Genomic DNA, 17952 nt, shown 5'->3' on the forward strand with positions numbered 1-17952 from the left:
TATGACTAAGAAAGCCATCGCATTTTTAGGCAAAGGCCGCTATAGTTTTACCCAATATTGTTATACAGATTCTAAAACTGGAAATGTTATCAAAGCCGATTGGAATAAATATTTCAGTGCAACATTAACATTTTTCTATCCTGATATTGAAGAACTATATATCGTTATGACAGAAGAGGCGAGAAAAGAGCATTGGGATAACTCGGAAAATCCTAAAAATCTCAAAGAAACCTTGAAATTGCAAAAAGTTCGGGTGATACCTGTTCCTATTGATTCTGGAAGAAATGATACGGAACTTTGGGAAATTTTCAAGTCTATCGTTAAGGTTATTGATTATAATGATGAGATCATTTTTGATATTACAAATGCTTTTCGCTCACAACCAGTGATAACAATGATTATTGCATCATTTATTAAAGTTATTAAAAACGCCAAAATTACCCATTTGGTGTATGGTGCTTGGGATGCAAGAGTAGAAGAGAAAGATTCAGAAAATAACATTAAATTCTCTGAATCTCCTGTTTTCGACCTGTCTGCCTTCTTAACCCTACTCGACTGGACTACTGCCACCAACACCTTTATTCAAACAGGTCGTGCCGAACAATTGACCAAACTTGCTGAAACGTTTAAAAACGATGCAGTTGAAGGTTTTGCCAAACAAGTACACAAACTTTCGCAAGAGTTATTAACTACCCGCCCAGTTGGCGTGATGCAAGCTGCCTCAGGCTTTGAGCAAGCCTTAGCCAAGGTTGAAGCCGCCGTGCAACAAAACCCAGCCATGCAACCGTATCAACAGTTGTTGGAACGGATCAAAGATGAATATAGCCCGTTTGCGATTGCTACTGAGCCGATGGCAGATTTGAGTGAGGCTTATGCGACAGCTCGCCAGCAACAACGGGCTTTTTTAGCAGTCCAACTCGAGATGATTAAGTGGTATCTCGAAAAGGGATTACCAATTCAAGCTATGACTTTAGCCCGCGAGTGGCTGATATTGTTGAGTGTCTATTACCAAAATGCTGATGGTGAGAAAGTTGATATGTTTATTTATAATGAAAAGAAGGTTATTGAGAGTTTTATCAATGGCTATTCACCTCAGCAAAACAATAACCGATCACAACGAAATGACAACAAGAAACCTAAAATGGTTATGTCGGCTAAACTACAAAAGTCAATCGAAAAAATACAAGCTGTTTGGGATAGCGAAGATGCTTCAATTCGCACTATTCGTAATGATATTGCTCATTGTGGGCTGGATATAGGTAATAGCCGAACCGCCACAGAAATTGCTGAACAGGCTGAAACTATCTGCCAACGGCTGTATGCTTTATTACCGACCGAATAATTGAAGGAAAGCCTATGCTTCTGATTAACTTTGCCCATCCATTGACTGATGCGCAGTTTAGCCAAGTCGTGGCCATCGTTGAAGAAACTCCACAACTATGTTTTGTCGATACCCAAGTGAGCCGGATGCGGCCTTTGGGCGAGGTTGCTTATGATTTGGTTGAAAGCGTTAGCTTGAAAACCGCCGATTGGCAAACTATACCGATTATTATCAATCCCCCAGGCTTGGCTCCATTGGCCTTGGCAGTTATCGCCGAGTTGCACGGGCGTTCAGGCTATTTTCTGCCAATTATCAATATGCGGCCTGTGCCCAAGACTACCCCAACCATCTTCGAGGTAGCAGAAATTTGCAATTTGGATGCAATTCGCCAAGTTGCACGTACACGGCGCATTCCCAAGCTGTAGTCCAAGCACAGGGTATAGATCAAACTAATCTATGCCCTGTGCTTGGACTTAGGCAAAGCGCCCCACATAGACCGTCGTGGTGTATAAAAAGGCGACCTTGCCAGCAACTTGATACGCTTGCCAGGCATCGATTAGGCCTTGACGTAGGGCTTGATAGTTTGGTTGCTCCGGCGTGGGTGTGTACGATGAGGAAAATGCGCGGCCAAGCAAGCCTGCTTGATCAAAATATTGGGCATTTTGGGCGGTGTAGCAGGCTGGTTGCTGGCCAAAAAAGTCGCTAATCAGTTGTGGATCGATATTGGTATGTTTGACGGTGGAGTAATCATTGCCAAATTGGTGTAAGAGCGCTTCGTATTGGCGCAAAAAGGGCGTAGCATCAAGTGAGCGTTGGTTCCAAATCAGCGCAACCCAGCCCTCAGGCCGTAAAATTCGCTGCCATTCGCGGCGCGTAGCGTTTGGCTCAAACCAGTGAAACGCTTGGGCTGCCGTAATCCAATTAACGCTCTGATCAGCTAAACCAGTGGCTTCAGCGCTGCCATCAAGCACTTGGAAATTAGGATAGCGCGCACTACGTTGCAAACTAGCTTCACGCATTGGTGCGTTTGGTTCAATTGCATAGACGGTTGCGCCATGCTCCAATAATTGCTCGCTCCAAATGCCCGTGCCCGCCCCAATATCGGCCACGATCGAGCTTGAACCAAAGCCATGCTGGGTTTGTAATGGCTCAAAAATTTCGCGTGGATAGTTCGGGCGAAATTGCACATAATCGGCAACTCGATTGCTAAACCGTTGACGGTTATCACTCATTGTTGGTCTCCTTCACACTACGCTTAGCTGCGAAAGCTATACCACCATTCAACCACCAGCAACGCTAATGCCAAGCCAATCAAAATTGGCCATAATGGCGTGCCTTGCGGTACTAAGCGGTCGCCCTCAGGCTGAGCAATTTGACTGATTGTTGGTTGGGTTTGTTGCTGAAGATTCGATTCCTGGGGATCGCCAAAATTGACCGCAATTCCGCCACGATTGCTACCAACCACCCGATATAAACCAGCTTGGTTCAGCCGTTGATCAAGCGCTTGCTGCTGGCCATCAGGACGCGTCAATGGCGTATTCGGAGCAAAACTGCCAGCTGCCAGCTGTTCAGGCAACGATCCGCCAGTGAGATTGGCAATGCTGGCCGCCGTCAACAAAGGAAAGGCCAATTTTGCACTCAGATTGGTGTTATCCAAATTAAACAGCCAAACGATGGTGGCTTGCTCTTGCCACGTGCCACGCAACACCAAAGGCAATTGGGTATCAGTTTCAATCACACTGGTCAGGCCGGTTGGAATATTCTCACGCGTCATTGGGCGTCGACCACCCCATTGCACACTCGACAGATCGATGCCAGCAAAATCAGCATCAAGCACCGCACTACTGGCCTGTTCACCTAAAATGCTATCCTCGGTGAGCAAACGCTCGTCACGCGGTGGATTAACAATCAACAGCGCACTGCTGGGTAATTGCTCAGGCAATACGCCATTCAGCACCGTCAAATCAACCCGCTGATTGCTAACCCCCGTGCCAACGCTCAACTCGATATTAGGCAAACTCCGCAGCATCCGTTCCAGCGGCGAGGGCGTTAATGTCGCTAAATGCACCCGCAACGAGCCAGAACGATCAAGCGACACCAGCGCCCGATCATCAACTGCATAATCGTCGTTGGGGCTAAGCTGCAATTCAGCCAATTCGCCAGTACCCACTTCCCATGTACGTTCTTCGCTACCGCCCGGCTGAATCACGATGTTTTGCTCGGATTCCAGCTGGCCATCAAGCAACAGGGTCAAGGTTCTGGCTGCTGGCAAATCGCTAAAATTGGTCACGCGGGCATACAATGCATTGCGTTGATTGGGCAAGCGGCGGCTGGCAAAGGTCACGATGCCGCTGTTGGCGGTGCTTTCGCCCAGCGTGCGCCATTCCAATTCGGCTGCAACCGAGAGCGGTGTGCTACTAGCAGGCAAGGCGCCATCGCTCAACACCAGCATTTGATTTAGGCGATCGTTGGCGATAGTGGCGTTGGCAATGCTCAGCGCTTGAGCCAGATTGGCATTATTGCCAGCAGGCGCAAGCTCGGCCACAATTTGGCGCAATTGTTGGCGCTCTGCATAGCCGCCATAACCCAACAAGCGGGCTTCACTGTTGAGCTCAACCAAGGCCACGCTATCATCACGGCCCAAATCGCTAAGCACATTTTGGGTTTGTTGTTGGGCTTGGGCAAACGTGCCGTTGGCCAGCATGCTTGAGGTTGTGTCGAGGATAATCACCACATGGCGAGGATCGTTAAGCCCAAAAATCCAGCTTGGTTGGGTGAGGCCCAAAGCTAAACATGCAGCAACCAAGAGGTGTAATGCCAATAAAAGCGTTAATGGCAATTTGCGTTGCTGGCGCTCAGGTGGTGGTTTGAGCGCCGCCCACAGCCGAATTGTGGGAATTCGCAAGCGCTGACGGCGCTGCCGCACCATATGCAAAATTGCAATGATTGGCAACGAAATTAAGCCAATTAAGCCCAAGGGAACAAGCAAATTCATAAGGCTCGATGCTTCACAAGCATCTCGGTGCAGGCCCAGATGATTGCGCTGAATGAACAAACAGCATGGTGTTGATTGCACCATGCTGTCGTATTATAACGAGCTTTTGGGTCGCAGCGAAAGTAATGCAGCAGAAGAAGGCTGCAATCCCAAAGCTAGCGCTGTGGTAATTCGCGCATAAAGGTTTGTTGTTGCTCATCGATTGCGTGTTGCAACTGATTGCGCGAGAGCATGCCCGAAAGCACCAGTAACTCGCCAACCTGAAAATGCTGGCCGCGCACTTTCAAATCTGCTTGGCGGGCAATCACCTGATTCAGTTGGGTGCGGGTAATCAGGCCTTGTTCAATCAGATGTTCACCCAAGCGATTGACGGTGCTTGCTTGGCCACCTTGGGCCCGAGCCATTTTTTGCACTTCCAAGACCTTGCCCAGTGCTTGGGTGGTCAGCCAGCGGCGGCGCAGCAAAATATCACCTAGCGGCACAATCCGGCCATAGCGGGCTTCTTGGGATTGCTCGCTCAAGGCAGCTTCAAGCTGGATTTGCTTGATAAATTTTTGCTCAACCAAATATTCGCCCAAACGTTTGACCGCTGCAACCGATTTTTCAACCGGCGCTGCTGGCGGCGTTTGATCAACCACGACTTGCAAGCGCAAGAATTCCAAGCCCATGAGCGCTGCTTCGTTCGTTGGATCAAGCTCCAGCACCCGTTGCAAACAATCACGGCGTTTTTCTGGCTCCTCCAAAACCCCGCTGAGCCACAGCCAAGCTGGCGCAAAATCGGGATTTTCATGAATAATTGAAATTAATAAGCTGCGCCCCTCCTCCTTCCGGCCAGTGCTAATCGCAGCACGGGCGTGGGCAAAAAGCGTTTCGATGCTCACAGAATGTCCTTTCAAGCTTAGCCTTTAGCCAATGCTTGGGCAGCAACCAAGAGTGGGTCCCACACCGATGAAAATGGCGGTGCATAACTTAGGTCTTGCCAAGCAAACTCATCTACCGTCATTCTTCCCGCTAATGCCACCGCTACCACATCAACCCGCTTTGCCACATCGTCGTAGCCAATAATTTGGCCACCCAACAATGTGCCGTCGGCTGCGTTCGCAACCAACTTAACCGTAATGGGCCGAGCATTGGGGTAATACCCCGCATGATCGGTCGAATGGATGATTTTGCTACGAACGTGGTAGCCATGGTGGAGAGCTTGCTCAACACTTAATCCGGTCGCGGCAATGTGTAAATCGGCAAATTTGGTCACCGATGTGCCAACAACGCCGCGAAATGGTCGCTCGTGGCCTGCGAGAAAGGCGCCGAGGGTTCGACCTTGTTTATTTGCAGTGGTACCAAGCGGCATATACACTGGCTTATTTAAGATTCGATGATCAACGGTACAGCAATCGCCAGCAGCAAACACCCTATCGACCGTAGTACGGCCTACTTGGTCGATTTTGATTGCCCCAGCTTCGCCAAGTTCAGCGCCGCAACTTGCAGCCAGTTCGCTATTGGGCTGCACTCCAGTGGCGATAATCACCAATTCGGCGGGATAATCGACCTTGCCAGCAACCACATGGGTCACTGTATCAGCCTTGCCTTCGAGGCCTTCGAGCGCCGCACCAAGCGCTAAATGCACGCCCGCTGCTTCAAGTCGTTCGATAATCTGATTACTCATATCGTCATCAAGCGAGCTTAAAACCGTTTTGCTGCGGTTGATTAAGGTCACGCTAATGCCCAAATCAAGCAAAGCCTCGGCCATTTCTAACCCGATATAGCCAGCGCCAACCACCACCGCATGCTTGGGCTGCTGCTCATTGATATAGGCTTGAATTGCTAAACCGTCATGCATTGAGCGTAACCGAAAGACACCCTGTAGTTCAATCCCTCTTACTGGTGGACAATTGACTCTTGCGCCAGTTGCCAGCACCAAGCGATCAAAATGATCGTGGAATGTCGTATTCGTGGCCAAATTGCGCACCGTCACCCGCCCAGCAGCCACATCAAGATCAGTCACTTCATGTTCAGTTTTCACCGTCACGCCATCGCGGGCAAATTGGGCTGGAGTACGGGCGATTAACGCCTGATAATCAGCAACTGCCCCGCTAATCAAATAGGGCAAGCCACACGCCGAATAGGAAACATGGGCTTCGCGGCCATACACACAAATATCCAAATCCGGATTGGTACGCTTGGCCTTGGCCGCAGCACTCGTTCCGGCGGCGACGGCTCCAATCACGATCACGCGCTCGCTAGCCATTGCAGGCTCCTTTAGCTATGCTACTATTTGGACAGATTGTCACTAGCATGAGACCTTGATTATGCCACTAAGCTCAGCCAATAATCAACCACGTTTGCCAGCTCAACCAAATCGTTTGGGCGCATGGTTGGTCTATCGGGCACTCATTCGGCCAGCCTTGCGCAAAACCTTCGATCAAGTATTGCTCAATGTTGGGTCAGCGGGTGACATTTTGCGCAGCCGCGAGCCAATTTTGTGCTATGTGACCCATACAAGCTGGTGGGATGGTCATCTTGCCTTTGAGCTATTTCGCAACAGCTACCCCCGCCGCCATTTTCTGATGATGGAAGAAGCGCAGCTCGCTCGTTATTTCTTCTTCCGCTGGTGTGGTTGCTTCTCGGTTAACCGCCAAGAACCGCGTGAGGCCCTGCGCTCAATACGCTACGCCAGCACCCAGCTTCAACAATACAGCCACTCATTAGTTTGGATTTTTCCGCAGGGCCAAATTATACCGCCAGATCGCCGTCCGCTCCAACTTTTTCGCGGTGTTGCCGATATTGCCACCCGCACTGGCAATGTGTGGTGTTTGCCAGTTGCCCTACGCTATGAATTTAGCGGCGAACAACGCCCAGTTGCCCTAATTCGCTGTGGCGAGCCAACTTGGGTCGATGCTGGTACAACTCGCGAGCAACTACAACCAACCTTAGAGCGCAATTTGACCAGCGCCGCCGACCAACTCCGTGACGAGTGGAATCAGCAAGATCTTGCCAATTTTCAATCAATTTTGCAGGGCACAGCCTCAGTTAATCACCGCTTCGACCAAATTTTGGGGCCAATCGTGCGTTGGTGGCAACAATAATCAACATTTGGAGATCGGAACAAACGAAACCGCGAAGAGCACGAAGACCGCAAAGGTTGGGAAGCGGGGAAATAAAAAATTAATCAAAACAATCCACAAACTAAATATTTGGGGGTGCTGGGGGCTGAAAACCCCCGGCGTTTCCCTCCGGCGGAGGGACGGAAGGGTGGCGAAACGATTGCTTGAAGATCGAGTGTTGGCGGTTAGGGATCAGGATTCAGCGACAAGGGATTAGAGTTCAGCAACGGCGAAGAGCACGAATATTGTAGTTAAAGAAACATACCAATAATCCAACAAGATCACTTAACGCAGAGGCGCAAAGGAAATGTGGCTATTGGCTATTGGCGTTGGGCTTGTGGGAACAGAATCCAAATAATCTGTAGCTACAAAAAATTATCATTCGTACAATTCGTGTAATTCGTGGCTAAAATAGAGATTTGGCTATAGGTTTTGGGCTAGCAGAAACCAAATCCTAAAAATCTGTGGCTAAAAAAATAATGCTTCGTGTAATTCGTGCAATTCGTGGCTAAAAAATCTTCGTGGGCACATTAAAGCCACACAGCCTCAATCAATCGAGGCAACACCACATCAGCACTACCCGCCAACGAATAGCTCGCAATCCCACGCAACGGCATATCAGGGTTAATTTCAATCACCGTCTTTTTGCGCCGCAACGCTCGATGCGGCAACGAAGCAATTGGCTCAACAATCGCTGATGTGCCAATTACCAAAGCCACATCGCTGCGATCAAAGGCATCCTTTGCCGCTTGCAGCATCGCTGCATCCAAATAATTCGCCAAACCACACAATATCTGGGCGCAACGGCGCACCACAAGCAGGACAAATTGGTTGCTCAACATCCCACGTTTCAACCAAGCGCCGTTCACGCGCGCAAATTGTGCGCGCCAAACTGCCATGCACCTCAAAAACATTGCCTGAGCCAGCCCGTTGATGCAAACTATCAATATTTTGGGTAAACAGCTTAAAGTCTGGAACCAATTGTTCAAGCTGCGCCACTGCATAATGGCCAGCATTTGGTTGCGCCGCTTCGCATTGACGCTTCATCGTTTGATACACCTGAAAAACGCCAAACGGATCGCGCTCAAAGCCCACCAAAGTTGCAACCTTATCAGGATCATAGGCTGTCCAACGAGCATCAGCAGCAGCACTACGATAGGTCGGAATTCCGCTTGGTGCTGAAATTCCAGAGCCAGTTAATACAACCATTGATTGGGCTTGACGCAAATGGTGGATTAAATCAGCAGCAAATTCACTCATTGATCAATATCCTCGCAACTCAATTAAAAGCACGCTTGTGCTATTTGCTACCACAGCGTGTGATAGGAAATAGCATCGAGATAATCAAATTTTATTAACAGTTTATTATTTGCATAATAATTTAGGCCAAAATCTATTGAAATTCGGCTACGAATGTTTTACTATCACTATGAGACAGATTTATGGATGTAGATGCTCTTTAGCAACGCTTCACTTTTGCATTCGACTACTTGAGCAAATGGGTTGAATTTGTGTCTAGCTGTACGTGATTACGATTGCGTGCCGCTATTTTTATGATTTTGCCAATACCCACTGTGGTATTTGCCGATAAACGTCCTATCAATCCTTCATGCCAAAGGATCGCAGACCATGCAAACCGAACGTGTTAAAAGCCGTGGGGTCTTGCTCAAAGTAGCAAGCCATATAGTCCAATTAGCCGTCATTGTCCGCGAAGCCGAAGGTATCAACGATAACGATGCCTACATGGTTGCTGAACAAATTATAGATCATGTGAGTGCCTCACATCACGTACCAAGCCAAGATTGCTGGCCGGTTCAGGTTGTCTGCCGCGCATGGCAGGTGGTTGTACAACATCAACCAAGCTGCCGTTGCCGTGGAGCCGATATGAATACGGTCGCCGATAAATTGGTTAAACTCGATTGGGTTGCCGTTAACTAACTTCGGCTAATTTCCTCAATTATTCCAACTCCATGCCAAAAATCGCCAACATGTGGCTCTATTTCCCGATAGCGTTTTGTTACGGGAGGTATCATCATGTTGGCGAAAGTTTGGAGTTGCGCCGTGGTTGGCCTCGATGGCGCGTTAGTCGAAGTCGAAGTTGATCTCAGTCGTGGTTTGCCGACCTTTACGATTGTAGGCTTGCCCGATACCGCCGTGCAAGAGGCCAAAGAGCGAGTCCGCGCCGCCGTACGCAATAGTGGCGGTTCCTTTCCGGATAAACGACTAACCGTCAATTTGGCTCCTGCTGATTTACGCAAAGCAGGCCCAGCCTACGATCTGCCAATTGCCGTGGGCATTTTATTGGCTTCAGGCCAAATCGCTGCCGATGTGAGCCAAGCACTGTTTGTCGGTGAGCTATCGCTTGATGGAGCTTTGCGCCACACCGATGGCATCTTGCCAATGGTCACGATTGCCCGCCGCGAAGGCTTGCAAACTGTTTATGTACCACATTGCGATGCCGCTGAAGCCGCTTTGCTTGGCGATATTACGATTATTCCTGTGCGTTCCATCGTCGAGATTGCTGCCCATCTCAATGGCGAGCGCTATATCGCAGCCTACGAAGGCCAACCACCAGCCCCAGAAAGCCTCAGCTATAGCGTCGATTTTGCCGATGTCAAAGGCCAAGAACACGTCAAACGTGCTTTAGAAGTTGCTGCTGCTGGTGGTCATAATGTATTGATGAGCGGCCCACCTGGCTCTGGCAAAACCTTACTAGCTCGTTGCGTACCTTCGATTTTGCCACCGCTAAGCCTCGACGAAGCCTTGGATGTCACCAAAATTTATTCGGTCAAAGGCCTGTTGCCCAGCGATCTGCCGTTTATTCGCACTCGCCCATTTCGCTCGCCGCACCATACAATTTCCAATGCTGGCCTCGTTGGTGGTGGCCGCACCCCGCAGCCAGGCGAGATTTCGCTGGCCCATCGGGGCGTGCTGTTTCTCGACGAAATGCCGGAATTTAGCCAACAAGTGCTCGAAGTCTTGCGCCAACCACTTGAAGATCATACAGTGGTGCTCAGTCGCGCCGCAGGCACCTTGGCATTCCCGGCAAACTTTGTGCTAATAGGAGCCATGAACCCTTGTCCGTGTCTTGCTCATTCTCACAGAATGCCACCGTGCGCATGGTTAGCGCAACCCGTAATTCCCCATCAACTCGCCGAAGTTCTGCATGTTTCACCAGCTTGGTAATAGGATTCCGTAACCGCTCAATCACCGTTGGGTCATCAAGCTGCGCAAGAATCCGCGTGGTCAGCATGCCATCAAAGAAGGCGGCACGCAAACTGCGTGCCTGCTCATCAAGCGTCTCAATCGCCCGAGTCAGGGTGGTGCGCTGGTCGTCCATCGTTGCCAGCTTCGCTTCCAAGGCCTCGGCTTGGGCATTGATTGCTTGGACCAATGAAGCGGTCAGGGCATGATGCAGCACCCGTTGGGTGAGGCTGGTAAATTCTGCCTGCACCACAGCGCGCTGGCGCTCGAGGGCTTCAATGCCATGCACGAGGGTTGCTCGGGTGCGATCAGCGGCAGCGGTCAACTGCTGATCAAAAGCGGCATGCTGGGCTGTTGCATACTGCACTACCGCTTTGACCACAGCCCCCTCAAGGCGATAGGCGCGAACGCGGGGCATGGTGCATTGTCCTGCATAGGCACCACGGCCATTGCATGCGTAAATCCGATAGTAGTAGCGCTTGCCCTTGCGGTGGGTTCCGCTGGTGTTGCCGTGAATGAGTAGCCCACATTCCCCACAATGCAGCTTCATCAAGAAAATCCCCCGCGCATTCAGGGCATAGTTAGGGATCGCAAACTCAGCAACACGCACCCGCTCAATCAAGTCAGTTGGAATCAGCGGCCCACTGGGGAGTGCTACCTTCAGCACGGTCTTGGCCTGCCCATCGCTCACCTTATTGGTGCGGTTGTGTTCACGGCCCCATTGCAACTGGCCCGCGTAGATGCCATCAATCGCTTGGCGGCAGATATGGCGAATCGTGCTCATATTCCAAATATTGGTAGGCTGTGGTTTTACCACATCAATAATGGCCCCTGTGGTAGGGTCAACGCGCTCTTGGGTGGGCTTGGCAATCCATTGCAGCATACCAGGTGTATCAGGGCGGCCATAGGGTGTTTGCGCGGTATTCAGCAGGCGGGTAATTCGCAGGTAGCCCATCCCTAACCCGCGCTGCTCAAGAATCCACAACAGAATCGGGTAGGTGTCAGGATTCGGCTTGTAGCCGGTGCCATCAAAGGCAAGACCATAGGGCGCTGCACCACCATAGCGGTGGCCGCGTTCGATGCGGGTCTTCTGGCGGGCATAGGTGCGTTGCGAGGTGCGACGAATCTCATCAGCGGCTAAGGCCGCTTTGATGTCCCGCATAAAGGAACGGCTATCATCGGTCATGCCTGGCGATTCATCATTGAACACAATATCAACGCCCAAGCGCTGCATATCGTGCTCAAATTGCTTCCATGCCATAACATCGCGATGACTGCGGTCAAGTGACTCACAACGAATCCGTTGAAAGAATCCTGCCGCCGCATCGGCCAGCATTTGCTGGTATTCACTGCGGCGGGTCGTGGTGCCACTCTCGGCTTGGTCAATATAGAGCTTGGTGACGGTCTCGCCATGCTGATCACTGGCACGGCGCAGGGCATCCAACTGCGATTGCAGCGATGCCCCACGAGTTTGCTGGTCACTACTGTACCGAATGTAGTGCGCTGTCTTCATAGGCTTGCTCCAGTGCGGCTATTTGGCGCTTGAGTTGTATTTGGCGCGCCGTTGTTAAGGTGGTGGTATGCAGCGCATTATGCGCAATCTGCATGGCTGCGTCAAGGCCAAGCGCCTGCACCACCAGCACCTCGGCAAGACACGCCAGCGCATCGCTTGGGGCTGGCTCGGGGTCGATAAGAATAGCAACAGGTAATTCATCCATGGCAGCTCCTAAGAAACAACAAACCCGCCACGAGGGCGGGTAATCAATAGGTGATGGAAGGTTTCAATCAAGCACCCCCAAGCACATTGCAACGAACAATAAGCGCTCACGTCCGTCAAATCGCTCAATATCCATCGCAGCGGTCAAGGGTTGTTCTTCAATTAATTCTTTTGCAACACGATCCCAAATGGGCTGCCAAAAATCGGTATCGTAGCGCAAGCACCATTTACCGTGAATAATCTCGCGATCGTCATACCACAGGGTTGGCCATCGTGAATCTTGCTTAAGTTCCCACATGTTCAACCTCACTCTCTATTGGCTGCACCTCAAGCAGAATGTCATCCTTGAAAACCTTATAGCAACGATGGACTGAGACTGCCACGATAATCACAGGGCGTGCATTACCAAGCGCTGGTGGCCCTTCCTCGGTTGCTAAGCAATCGTAAACATTGCGATGGCCGATAATCATGCCCGTGCGAATCCTACCCATGCTTTGGCGTGTGGGCTGTCCATTCAGGCGCGAAACAACCCACTTGAATTTGACCCATTCCCCCAACCCGTAGGGGTCATGTGGTTTGGGCTGTGCTTTTCTGCCGCGTGCCATAGTTACTCCTTAGGAAATTCGTTCAAATTTCACAACCCAGACCCACGGGTTGCTATCCCATGATCCTTGGCCATTGATGCGAATCCAAAGTTCACGAAATGCCGCCGCTGATTCAACCCCTTCGGCTTTTGCGTCGTCGTCACTAATGGATTGCACTCGCTCAACATCAAAATCGACAACCTTCAAATGGATGCGGCATAGCGCCTTAGGCATATGGATTGAGGGCTTCCACCTTACACCATAAGCCAGTCGCGCCTCTTTGACCCATTCTTTTTCATCCCCATCTTCATCAACCGCATTGGCAAGGTACGTTGTACCACCATCCCAAACTGCAAACGATTCACGAACCCAGAGCGTATCACCGCGCATTCCATAGGGGCATGGGTATTGGCACGCATAATCGCAGTAACTGGGGCAATCATTGGCGTGGACGTGAATAAACTCACCCGTTGGCTCGTAAAATTCAACCGCATCTTGGTCTTTGATAATGCGGCGGGTTTGCGTTTTCTTGCCATCGAGGATGGCCTTGGCCATCAGTGGGCTAAATAAAATCGGGCGGTCTTTTATTTCTCGCTCATAGTGAAATTCAATCATCGGTTGCTCCTGTCAGGGTGTTACTAGTGGCCTCGCAATGTTTCAAGCAGCACGCGGGTTTTGCGGCTGCTGTGGTAGGTCATTCGCCACAGGGTTTGTTGTTGTTCTCCGGTCAGGCGTAGTTGCTTGACCGCGTTGGCCAACAGTTTGGCGGTGATTTTGCATGGTGAGCAATAATGATCCGATGGCATGGCCTGCTCACCACAGTGCGAACATTGTGTGCCTTTCATAACTACTCCTAGGTTGGTTGGTTGTCGTTCTATTTGGGGCTTGCGCAGTGCTGGCAGAGCCAACGCTGGCGATCGATATTAAAGGTATTGGCTGGCTGACCGCAGGTGCAATGCGGTTGTTTTGGTTGCCCTGGGCGTGGTTGATATAAGGCAGCAACGCGCTTCGCTTGCAATTGTTCACGTGGCATCAAGCGCAGCTCACGATCAAACTGGGCTTGGCGTAGCATTGGGGTGTAATCAGGATCGTTCATTGGTTAGACCTCTAGGGCTAGTTGGAATGCCGGTTGCTTAGTGGTTGATTGCTTAACTTTCTTCACGGACACAGGCTTGGTTATCATGAGATGACAACAGGTGCAGTAGCCATTGAAGCGCTCAAGTACATCTTGGTGATCAATTGGGCAGACCGTTTGTGCTTCAAGTGGGGCGGCTGTGCGCAATTCACTCCACCAGTGCCAATAGAGTTTGTGGCCATGCGCATCTCGTAGCATGCGGTCGATTTTGACGATATGCTCAGGTGGTAGATGTTTTTGGCACAGCGCACGAAATTGCATTGCCGGCTCACGATGCAATTCACGCCATGCCTGATAGCGTTCATGGAAGCTGCTCATCGCTACTCCTAGGTTGGTTGGTGCTTATCGCTCAGGCGTTTGCTGATGTCGATGGCGGCTTGCCGCTCGGTTTCGGTTGCGGGTCTGGTGAGGAGTGTATAGACCAACTTGTTGAGGTATTGTTCCGCTTCAACATAGGTTGGCTTGCGGTCTCGCAATTCGCCATCAAGGTAGCACAGGAAGTCTTGTGCCGTGCGGTCATAGACAATCATTTTGCGGTACAACGGTTGCTCCTCTTAGATTAGATAACTTCCAAGACAATCTCCGTGCGGGGCCACGCCACATCAACGCCGCCACGCTTGCTTGAGACCTCATCCACAGCACGATCATTGAAGCCGAGCGCTTCAAACAGCGCATCTTCAGCAACCTTGATGCGATTCGACATATCGCTTACGGTGCAGCTGCGCTTGTCTTTGAAGTAGTGGGTCAAGCGCAGGCTATAGCGGGCATTGGCTGGCGGCGTAAACGCAGTGGCCGCATCGCGAATCAGCGGCACGGCGCGGTTTTTGAAGGCCGTCAATTCCTTGCTTGGGAAGCGACGGCCTGTTTTGCGGTTGGTGGCGTAGGCGTTGTTCAGGCTTGGGCTAAGGGGAATAACAATCATTAGTTTCATGCAGCACCTTGTAAGCACCAACCCAAGTCAGCCTTGGGCGGCGCACTCATTGGCCATTGATAGAGCGTCACGGGTTGATGCAGGGCAAGCAGTTGGTTGGCAATCTTTGGCCCTGCTGGCTCGGGTGGTGTTGGGATACGGGGTATCTTGCCCTCAGCAACGCGCTGGTGCATCGTCGTGCGCCATTGGCCAAGCAGGGTGCGGTACATCGCTCCGCTGGCCTGCCCTGCTAAATCGTTATCAAGCCACACAATCACGCGCTTGGGCTGTGAGGCGGCGATCAATTCACACCAGCGGGTCAGATTCTCACCAGCCCACGCCACACCACCCGAGGCAACCGCAACCACATCAGGGCGGTCTTGCATCGCAATGATGGCATCGACTAGGTTTTCACCGATGATCACGGTCTTGCCAGGTGCGAGGTATTCGGCGTTGTATAAGACATCCTTGCGGCTGCCGCCACTGGTGAGCCACTTCGCATCGGTATCCTCGGGTAAGTAAGCCCGCCCATGCAGCGCCACCAGCTGGCCGGATTCAAACACGGGCACAATCAAGCGCGGCATCTGGCAGCGGCTCGCTGGCAACACGCCCACGCCTAAGCGCCACTGGGCGATACTGCGTAGGTTGAGCGGTTTGTAGGCCTGCCACAGCGGTACACGGTTCAGGTCTGCCCCAAAGCGCCCAAGGTAGAAATCGGCATGCTTGAGCCAATTGGCATGCTTGTGCTTGGGCTGCATCGCCTTGGCTTGCTGCCGTTCGGTTGTGGGCCCAGTAGCAACGCCAAGGTAACGGGCAAGGTGGGCGATACTGCCCGTGTGTTGGCAGACGAAACATTTGTAGCGCCATTCGCCATCCGCGTTGTAGCAGGAAAAATGGGTTTGCCCGCGCTTGGTGTCCTTGCCGCAAAACGGGCAGCAGGCATGCCATTCATTGCGCTGCCAGTGGCCGATGGGTAACAGATCAGGTGGGGTGATCATCGCCACATCCCAACGCGCTCAAGCGCTTCTCGGGTTTGGTAGTAGGTGATCAGCGTAGCCGCATCACCTTTTGATAGGAGTTGCCACTTGATCTTGTCGCCACTGCCTCGGGCCAAACGGCGTAGGTATTTGATTTGGCCTTCACTCGCCGGCTGATGCTTCCAACTCGCCGTCTTCAGCATGAGGTTTCGCGCCCCACGTTCTTCGGCATACTGGTTGGCAACCTCGGCTAACTCGCCAAAGTTTTCAGCACTGGCCAACTGCTTGGCTGACCAGTCCCACGTGCCCTTGGGTTTCATCAAGCCAAACAGTTTGAAGGGATCGGTCATCATCGGCGGCGTGATTGCCAAGATGCGTTCATACCCATCGCCACCCTCACCCAAGCCAAGAATCATCCACCCGTCGCGCCGTTCCCAGTGTAATGCTGTGCCCTTCAAGTAATCAATTTGGCGGGCGACGAGTTCGAGCGGATTACCTTCAAGGCCGTGGACATCTTGGCCATCAAAGGACATGCCGCCAATAACATCGCCCTCTTCGGCTTCGTCAGCGGCTTGACGTGATGCTTCAATCACCTCGCGTGGTAAGCCAAGCACATCGCCCAGGCTGGCCAAGTTATGGCCGCTACTTGGTGCAAATTCCAAGACTAGGCAATCATCTTTGCCAGGCGCGGTGCGCAGCCCACGACCCACACACTGCACAAACAGCGAACGATTCACGGTAGGCCGCACCATCATGACACAGCCAATGTCTGGCTGGTCGAAGCCTTCAGTCAAGACTGCGCAATTCGTCAGCACCATGTATTCGCCGCGGCTAAACGCTGCCAAGATGCGGCGGCGTTCCTCTTTTGGGGTGGTGCCATCGATCGCGATCGCGGTGATCCCGCGTTTGGTGAACGCTGCGGCTAAGTCGTGCGCCCCTTCAACAGACACCGTAAAGGCAATCGACTTGCGTCCCTGGGCGTATTTGATATAGCTATCGACCACCAGCTCAAACACGTTGGATAGTTCAAACACATGCTTGAGTTGACCAGCATTCAGGTCGTTGCCCGTTTTCCGCACGCCCTTCAAGCTCGTGCGGGTGGCAAGCTCTAAGCTTTTGAAGGGGACTAAATACCCTTCACGCACCAAATAGCCAATGTCGATGGCAAAGCTATTTTTCTGGTACACGGTAATCAGGCCGATGTCATCAGCCCGCTGCGGGGTTGCCGTCACCCCCATGTGGCGCAGGTTGGGATTCGCTTTCTTCAGCGCTTGGTACAATTCCATGTAGCTGTCAGCGGTGGCATGGTGGCATTCGTCGATCGCAAGATAATCAATCGGGCCATAGTGGAGTAAGGTTTGCAGCCGCTTGGCGTGCAACGATTGCACCGTGGCGATCACCATTTGCCGATGCGGTTGGTTTTCCTCAGCCTTCACGATGCCAACATTGGGCAGCCAATGCTTCCAATAGCTGGCAATCCGTTCATAGGGCTGGCGGATTAACTCTTCACGGTGGGCAATGAGTAAACCGCGCTTGCCATCGACCAGCACGGGGGGAATATCTGCATGGCCCAACATCGTGCTGAGCATGATTTGGGTTTTGCCTGCACCCGTGGCCGCAACCCCAAGCACATCGGTTGCACCGTCTTGCCAGTCCTTCTGCACTGAGGTGACGGATTCAATTTGATAGAGTCGTAATTGCATCGCTTCTCCTTAGTGCAAGAGCTGACCGCAATCACCACAAACAGGCTTGCCGTCCTGTCCATCGTGCGGGCATTCAACAGGGTCAGCAGGTTCAACGAAGGTCAAGATCAATTCTTTGGCAACGATCAGATCGCCAGGTGAGGCTGATGAATCACGATAAAACCGCATCACCTCGTCAAGGGTGGCAGCACGTTCGATCATCTTCTCGCTGCCGTAGGTGGTTATGAGTAAATACATCGCTTCTCCTTTAAATGAGCAACCCCGCCAAAAGGCAGGGTTTTGGGGTAATAACCGCATTGAAA

At 51.6% G+C, this 17952-nt stretch carries 23 protein-coding genes and 1 pseudogene; 5 read left to right on the forward strand and 19 right to left on the reverse strand.

From position 1 onward, the window contains the following. The first annotated feature begins 1 nt into the window (after position 1). Together csx2 and csx15 are read left to right on the forward strand one after the other, a co-directional pair. Positions 2 to 1342: a TIGR02221 family CRISPR-associated protein gene (csx2, locus tag SE18_RS24265; RefSeq protein WP_054537070.1), complete on the forward strand. Its 1341-nt coding sequence runs from the start codon at positions 2 to 4 to the stop codon at positions 1340 to 1342. A 14-nt stretch (positions 1343 to 1356) separates the two neighbouring features. Further along, the gene (gene csx15, locus SE18_RS24270) at positions 1357 to 1746 is read left to right on the forward strand and encodes a CRISPR-associated protein Csx15 (RefSeq protein ID WP_054537071.1); all 390 of its coding nucleotides are present in this window, start codon (positions 1357 to 1359) and stop codon (positions 1744 to 1746) included. 48 nt (positions 1747 to 1794) lie between these two features. On the opposite strand, the gene SE18_RS24275 is transcribed toward csx15, so the two are convergent. From SE18_RS24275 to SE18_RS24290, 4 genes are all read right to left on the reverse strand, one after another. Beyond that, positions 1795 to 2553 carry a class I SAM-dependent methyltransferase gene (locus SE18_RS24275; protein WP_054537072.1) on the reverse strand — a complete coding sequence of 253 codons (759 nt, stop codon included), beginning with the start codon at positions 2551 to 2553 and terminating at the stop codon, positions 1795 to 1797. Between the two features lie 23 nt (positions 2554 to 2576). Next, a complete protein-coding gene (locus SE18_RS24280; protein ID WP_054537073.1) occupies positions 2577 to 4316 on the reverse strand; it encodes a vWA domain-containing protein in 1740 nt (579 codons plus the stop codon). Between the two features lie 155 nt (positions 4317 to 4471). Further along, complete coding sequence (locus SE18_RS24285; protein WP_054537074.1) at positions 4472 to 5197, reverse strand: tetratricopeptide repeat protein; 726 nt, start codon at positions 5195 to 5197, stop codon at positions 4472 to 4474. A gap of 17 nt (positions 5198 to 5214) precedes the next feature. Continuing rightward, positions 5215 to 6564, reverse strand: a complete 1350-nt coding sequence (locus SE18_RS24290) for a CoA-disulfide reductase (RefSeq protein WP_054537075.1) — start codon at positions 6562 to 6564, stop codon at positions 5215 to 5217. A gap of 61 nt (positions 6565 to 6625) precedes the next feature. Here SE18_RS24290 and SE18_RS24295 point away from each other — a divergent pair, with 61 nt between their 5' ends. Then, on the forward strand, positions 6626 to 7402 hold the full coding sequence (locus SE18_RS24295; protein ID WP_054537076.1) for a lysophospholipid acyltransferase family protein: 777 nt from the start codon (positions 6626 to 6628) through the stop codon (positions 7400 to 7402). Between the two features lie 548 nt (positions 7403 to 7950). Here the strand turns inward: SE18_RS24295 and SE18_RS24300 are convergent. Together SE18_RS24300 and SE18_RS24305 are read right to left on the reverse strand one after the other, a co-directional pair. Further along, complete coding sequence (locus SE18_RS24300; protein WP_054537077.1) at positions 7951 to 8178, reverse strand: SIR2 family protein; 228 nt, start codon at positions 8176 to 8178, stop codon at positions 7951 to 7953. Next, positions 8150 to 8680, reverse strand: a complete 531-nt coding sequence (locus SE18_RS24305) for an SIR2 family NAD-dependent protein deacylase (RefSeq protein WP_054537078.1) — start codon at positions 8678 to 8680, stop codon at positions 8150 to 8152. The genes SE18_RS24300 and SE18_RS24305 overlap by 29 nt, the downstream gene beginning before the upstream one ends. A gap of 369 nt (positions 8681 to 9049) precedes the next feature. Here SE18_RS24305 and SE18_RS24310 point away from each other — a divergent pair, with 369 nt between their 5' ends. Together SE18_RS24310 and SE18_RS27015 are read left to right on the forward strand one after the other, a co-directional pair. Further along, on the forward strand, positions 9050 to 9358 hold the full coding sequence (locus SE18_RS24310; protein ID WP_054537079.1) for a hypothetical protein: 309 nt from the start codon (positions 9050 to 9052) through the stop codon (positions 9356 to 9358). 96 nt (positions 9359 to 9454) lie between these two features. After that, positions 9455 to 10537, forward strand: a pseudogene (locus tag SE18_RS27015) (YifB family Mg chelatase-like AAA ATPase); the annotation flags it as partial. On the opposite strand, the gene SE18_RS28060 reads toward SE18_RS27015, so the two are convergent. The 13 genes from SE18_RS28060 to SE18_RS24385 all read right to left on the reverse strand — a co-directional run bounded on the left by SE18_RS28060 (position 10434) and on the right by SE18_RS24385 (position 17887). Beyond that, complete coding sequence (locus SE18_RS28060) at positions 10434 to 12137, reverse strand: recombinase family protein (protein WP_054537082.1); 1704 nt, start codon at positions 12135 to 12137, stop codon at positions 10434 to 10436. The pseudogene SE18_RS27015 and the gene SE18_RS28060 sit on opposite strands and share 104 nt — an antisense overlap. Next, the gene (locus SE18_RS24330) at positions 12106 to 12342 is read right to left on the reverse strand and encodes a hypothetical protein (RefSeq protein WP_054537083.1); all 237 of its coding nucleotides are present in this window, start codon (positions 12340 to 12342) and stop codon (positions 12106 to 12108) included. The genes SE18_RS28060 and SE18_RS24330 overlap by 32 nt, the downstream gene beginning before the upstream one ends. 63 nt (positions 12343 to 12405) lie before the next feature. Further along, positions 12406 to 12639 carry a hypothetical protein gene (locus SE18_RS24335; RefSeq protein WP_054537084.1) on the reverse strand — a complete coding sequence of 78 codons (234 nt, stop codon included), beginning with the start codon at positions 12637 to 12639 and terminating at the stop codon, positions 12406 to 12408. Then, the gene (locus tag SE18_RS24340; RefSeq protein ID WP_054537085.1) at positions 12626 to 12946 is read right to left on the reverse strand and encodes a hypothetical protein; all 321 of its coding nucleotides are present in this window, start codon (positions 12944 to 12946) and stop codon (positions 12626 to 12628) included. The genes SE18_RS24335 and SE18_RS24340 overlap by 14 nt, the downstream gene beginning before the upstream one ends. A gap of 9 nt (positions 12947 to 12955) precedes the next feature. Next, positions 12956 to 13540, reverse strand: coding sequence for an ASCH domain-containing protein (locus SE18_RS24345; protein ID WP_054537086.1), 585 nt, complete (start codon positions 13538 to 13540; stop codon positions 12956 to 12958). Positions 13541 to 13563: 23 nt separating this feature from the next. Continuing rightward, positions 13564 to 13770: a hypothetical protein gene (locus SE18_RS24350; protein ID WP_054537087.1), complete on the reverse strand. Its 207-nt coding sequence runs from the start codon at positions 13768 to 13770 to the stop codon at positions 13564 to 13566. 29 nt (positions 13771 to 13799) lie between these two features. Continuing rightward, positions 13800 to 14021, reverse strand: coding sequence for a hypothetical protein (locus SE18_RS24355; protein ID WP_054537088.1), 222 nt, complete (start codon positions 14019 to 14021; stop codon positions 13800 to 13802). A 3-nt stretch (positions 14022 to 14024) separates the two neighbouring features. Then, complete coding sequence (locus SE18_RS24360) at positions 14025 to 14378, reverse strand: hypothetical protein (RefSeq protein ID WP_054537089.1); 354 nt, start codon at positions 14376 to 14378, stop codon at positions 14025 to 14027. Positions 14379 to 14386: 8 nt separating this feature from the next. After that, on the reverse strand, positions 14387 to 14602 hold the full coding sequence (locus SE18_RS24365) for a hypothetical protein (protein ID WP_054537090.1): 216 nt from the start codon (positions 14600 to 14602) through the stop codon (positions 14387 to 14389). Between the two features lie 17 nt (positions 14603 to 14619). Next, the gene (locus SE18_RS24370) at positions 14620 to 14991 is read right to left on the reverse strand and encodes a RusA family crossover junction endodeoxyribonuclease (protein WP_054537091.1); all 372 of its coding nucleotides are present in this window, start codon (positions 14989 to 14991) and stop codon (positions 14620 to 14622) included. Next, complete coding sequence (locus SE18_RS24375; RefSeq protein WP_054537092.1) at positions 14988 to 15968, reverse strand: toprim domain-containing protein; 981 nt, start codon at positions 15966 to 15968, stop codon at positions 14988 to 14990. Before SE18_RS24375 ends, SE18_RS24370 begins: the two co-directional genes overlap by 4 nt. After that, a complete protein-coding gene (locus SE18_RS24380; RefSeq protein ID WP_054537093.1) occupies positions 15965 to 17650 on the reverse strand; it encodes a DEAD/DEAH box helicase in 1686 nt (561 codons plus the stop codon). Before SE18_RS24380 ends, SE18_RS24375 begins: the two co-directional genes overlap by 4 nt. 9 nt (positions 17651 to 17659) lie before the next feature. After that, entirely contained in the window at positions 17660 to 17887 is a 228-nt protein-coding gene (locus tag SE18_RS24385) for a hypothetical protein (protein ID WP_054537094.1), read from the reverse strand. Between the last annotated feature and the right edge of the window lie 65 nt (positions 17888 to 17952).

It is taken from the genome of Herpetosiphon geysericola, assembly GCF_001306135.1.
GTDB classification, from domain to species: Bacteria; Chloroflexota; Chloroflexia; order Chloroflexales; family Herpetosiphonaceae; genus Herpetosiphon; species Herpetosiphon geysericola.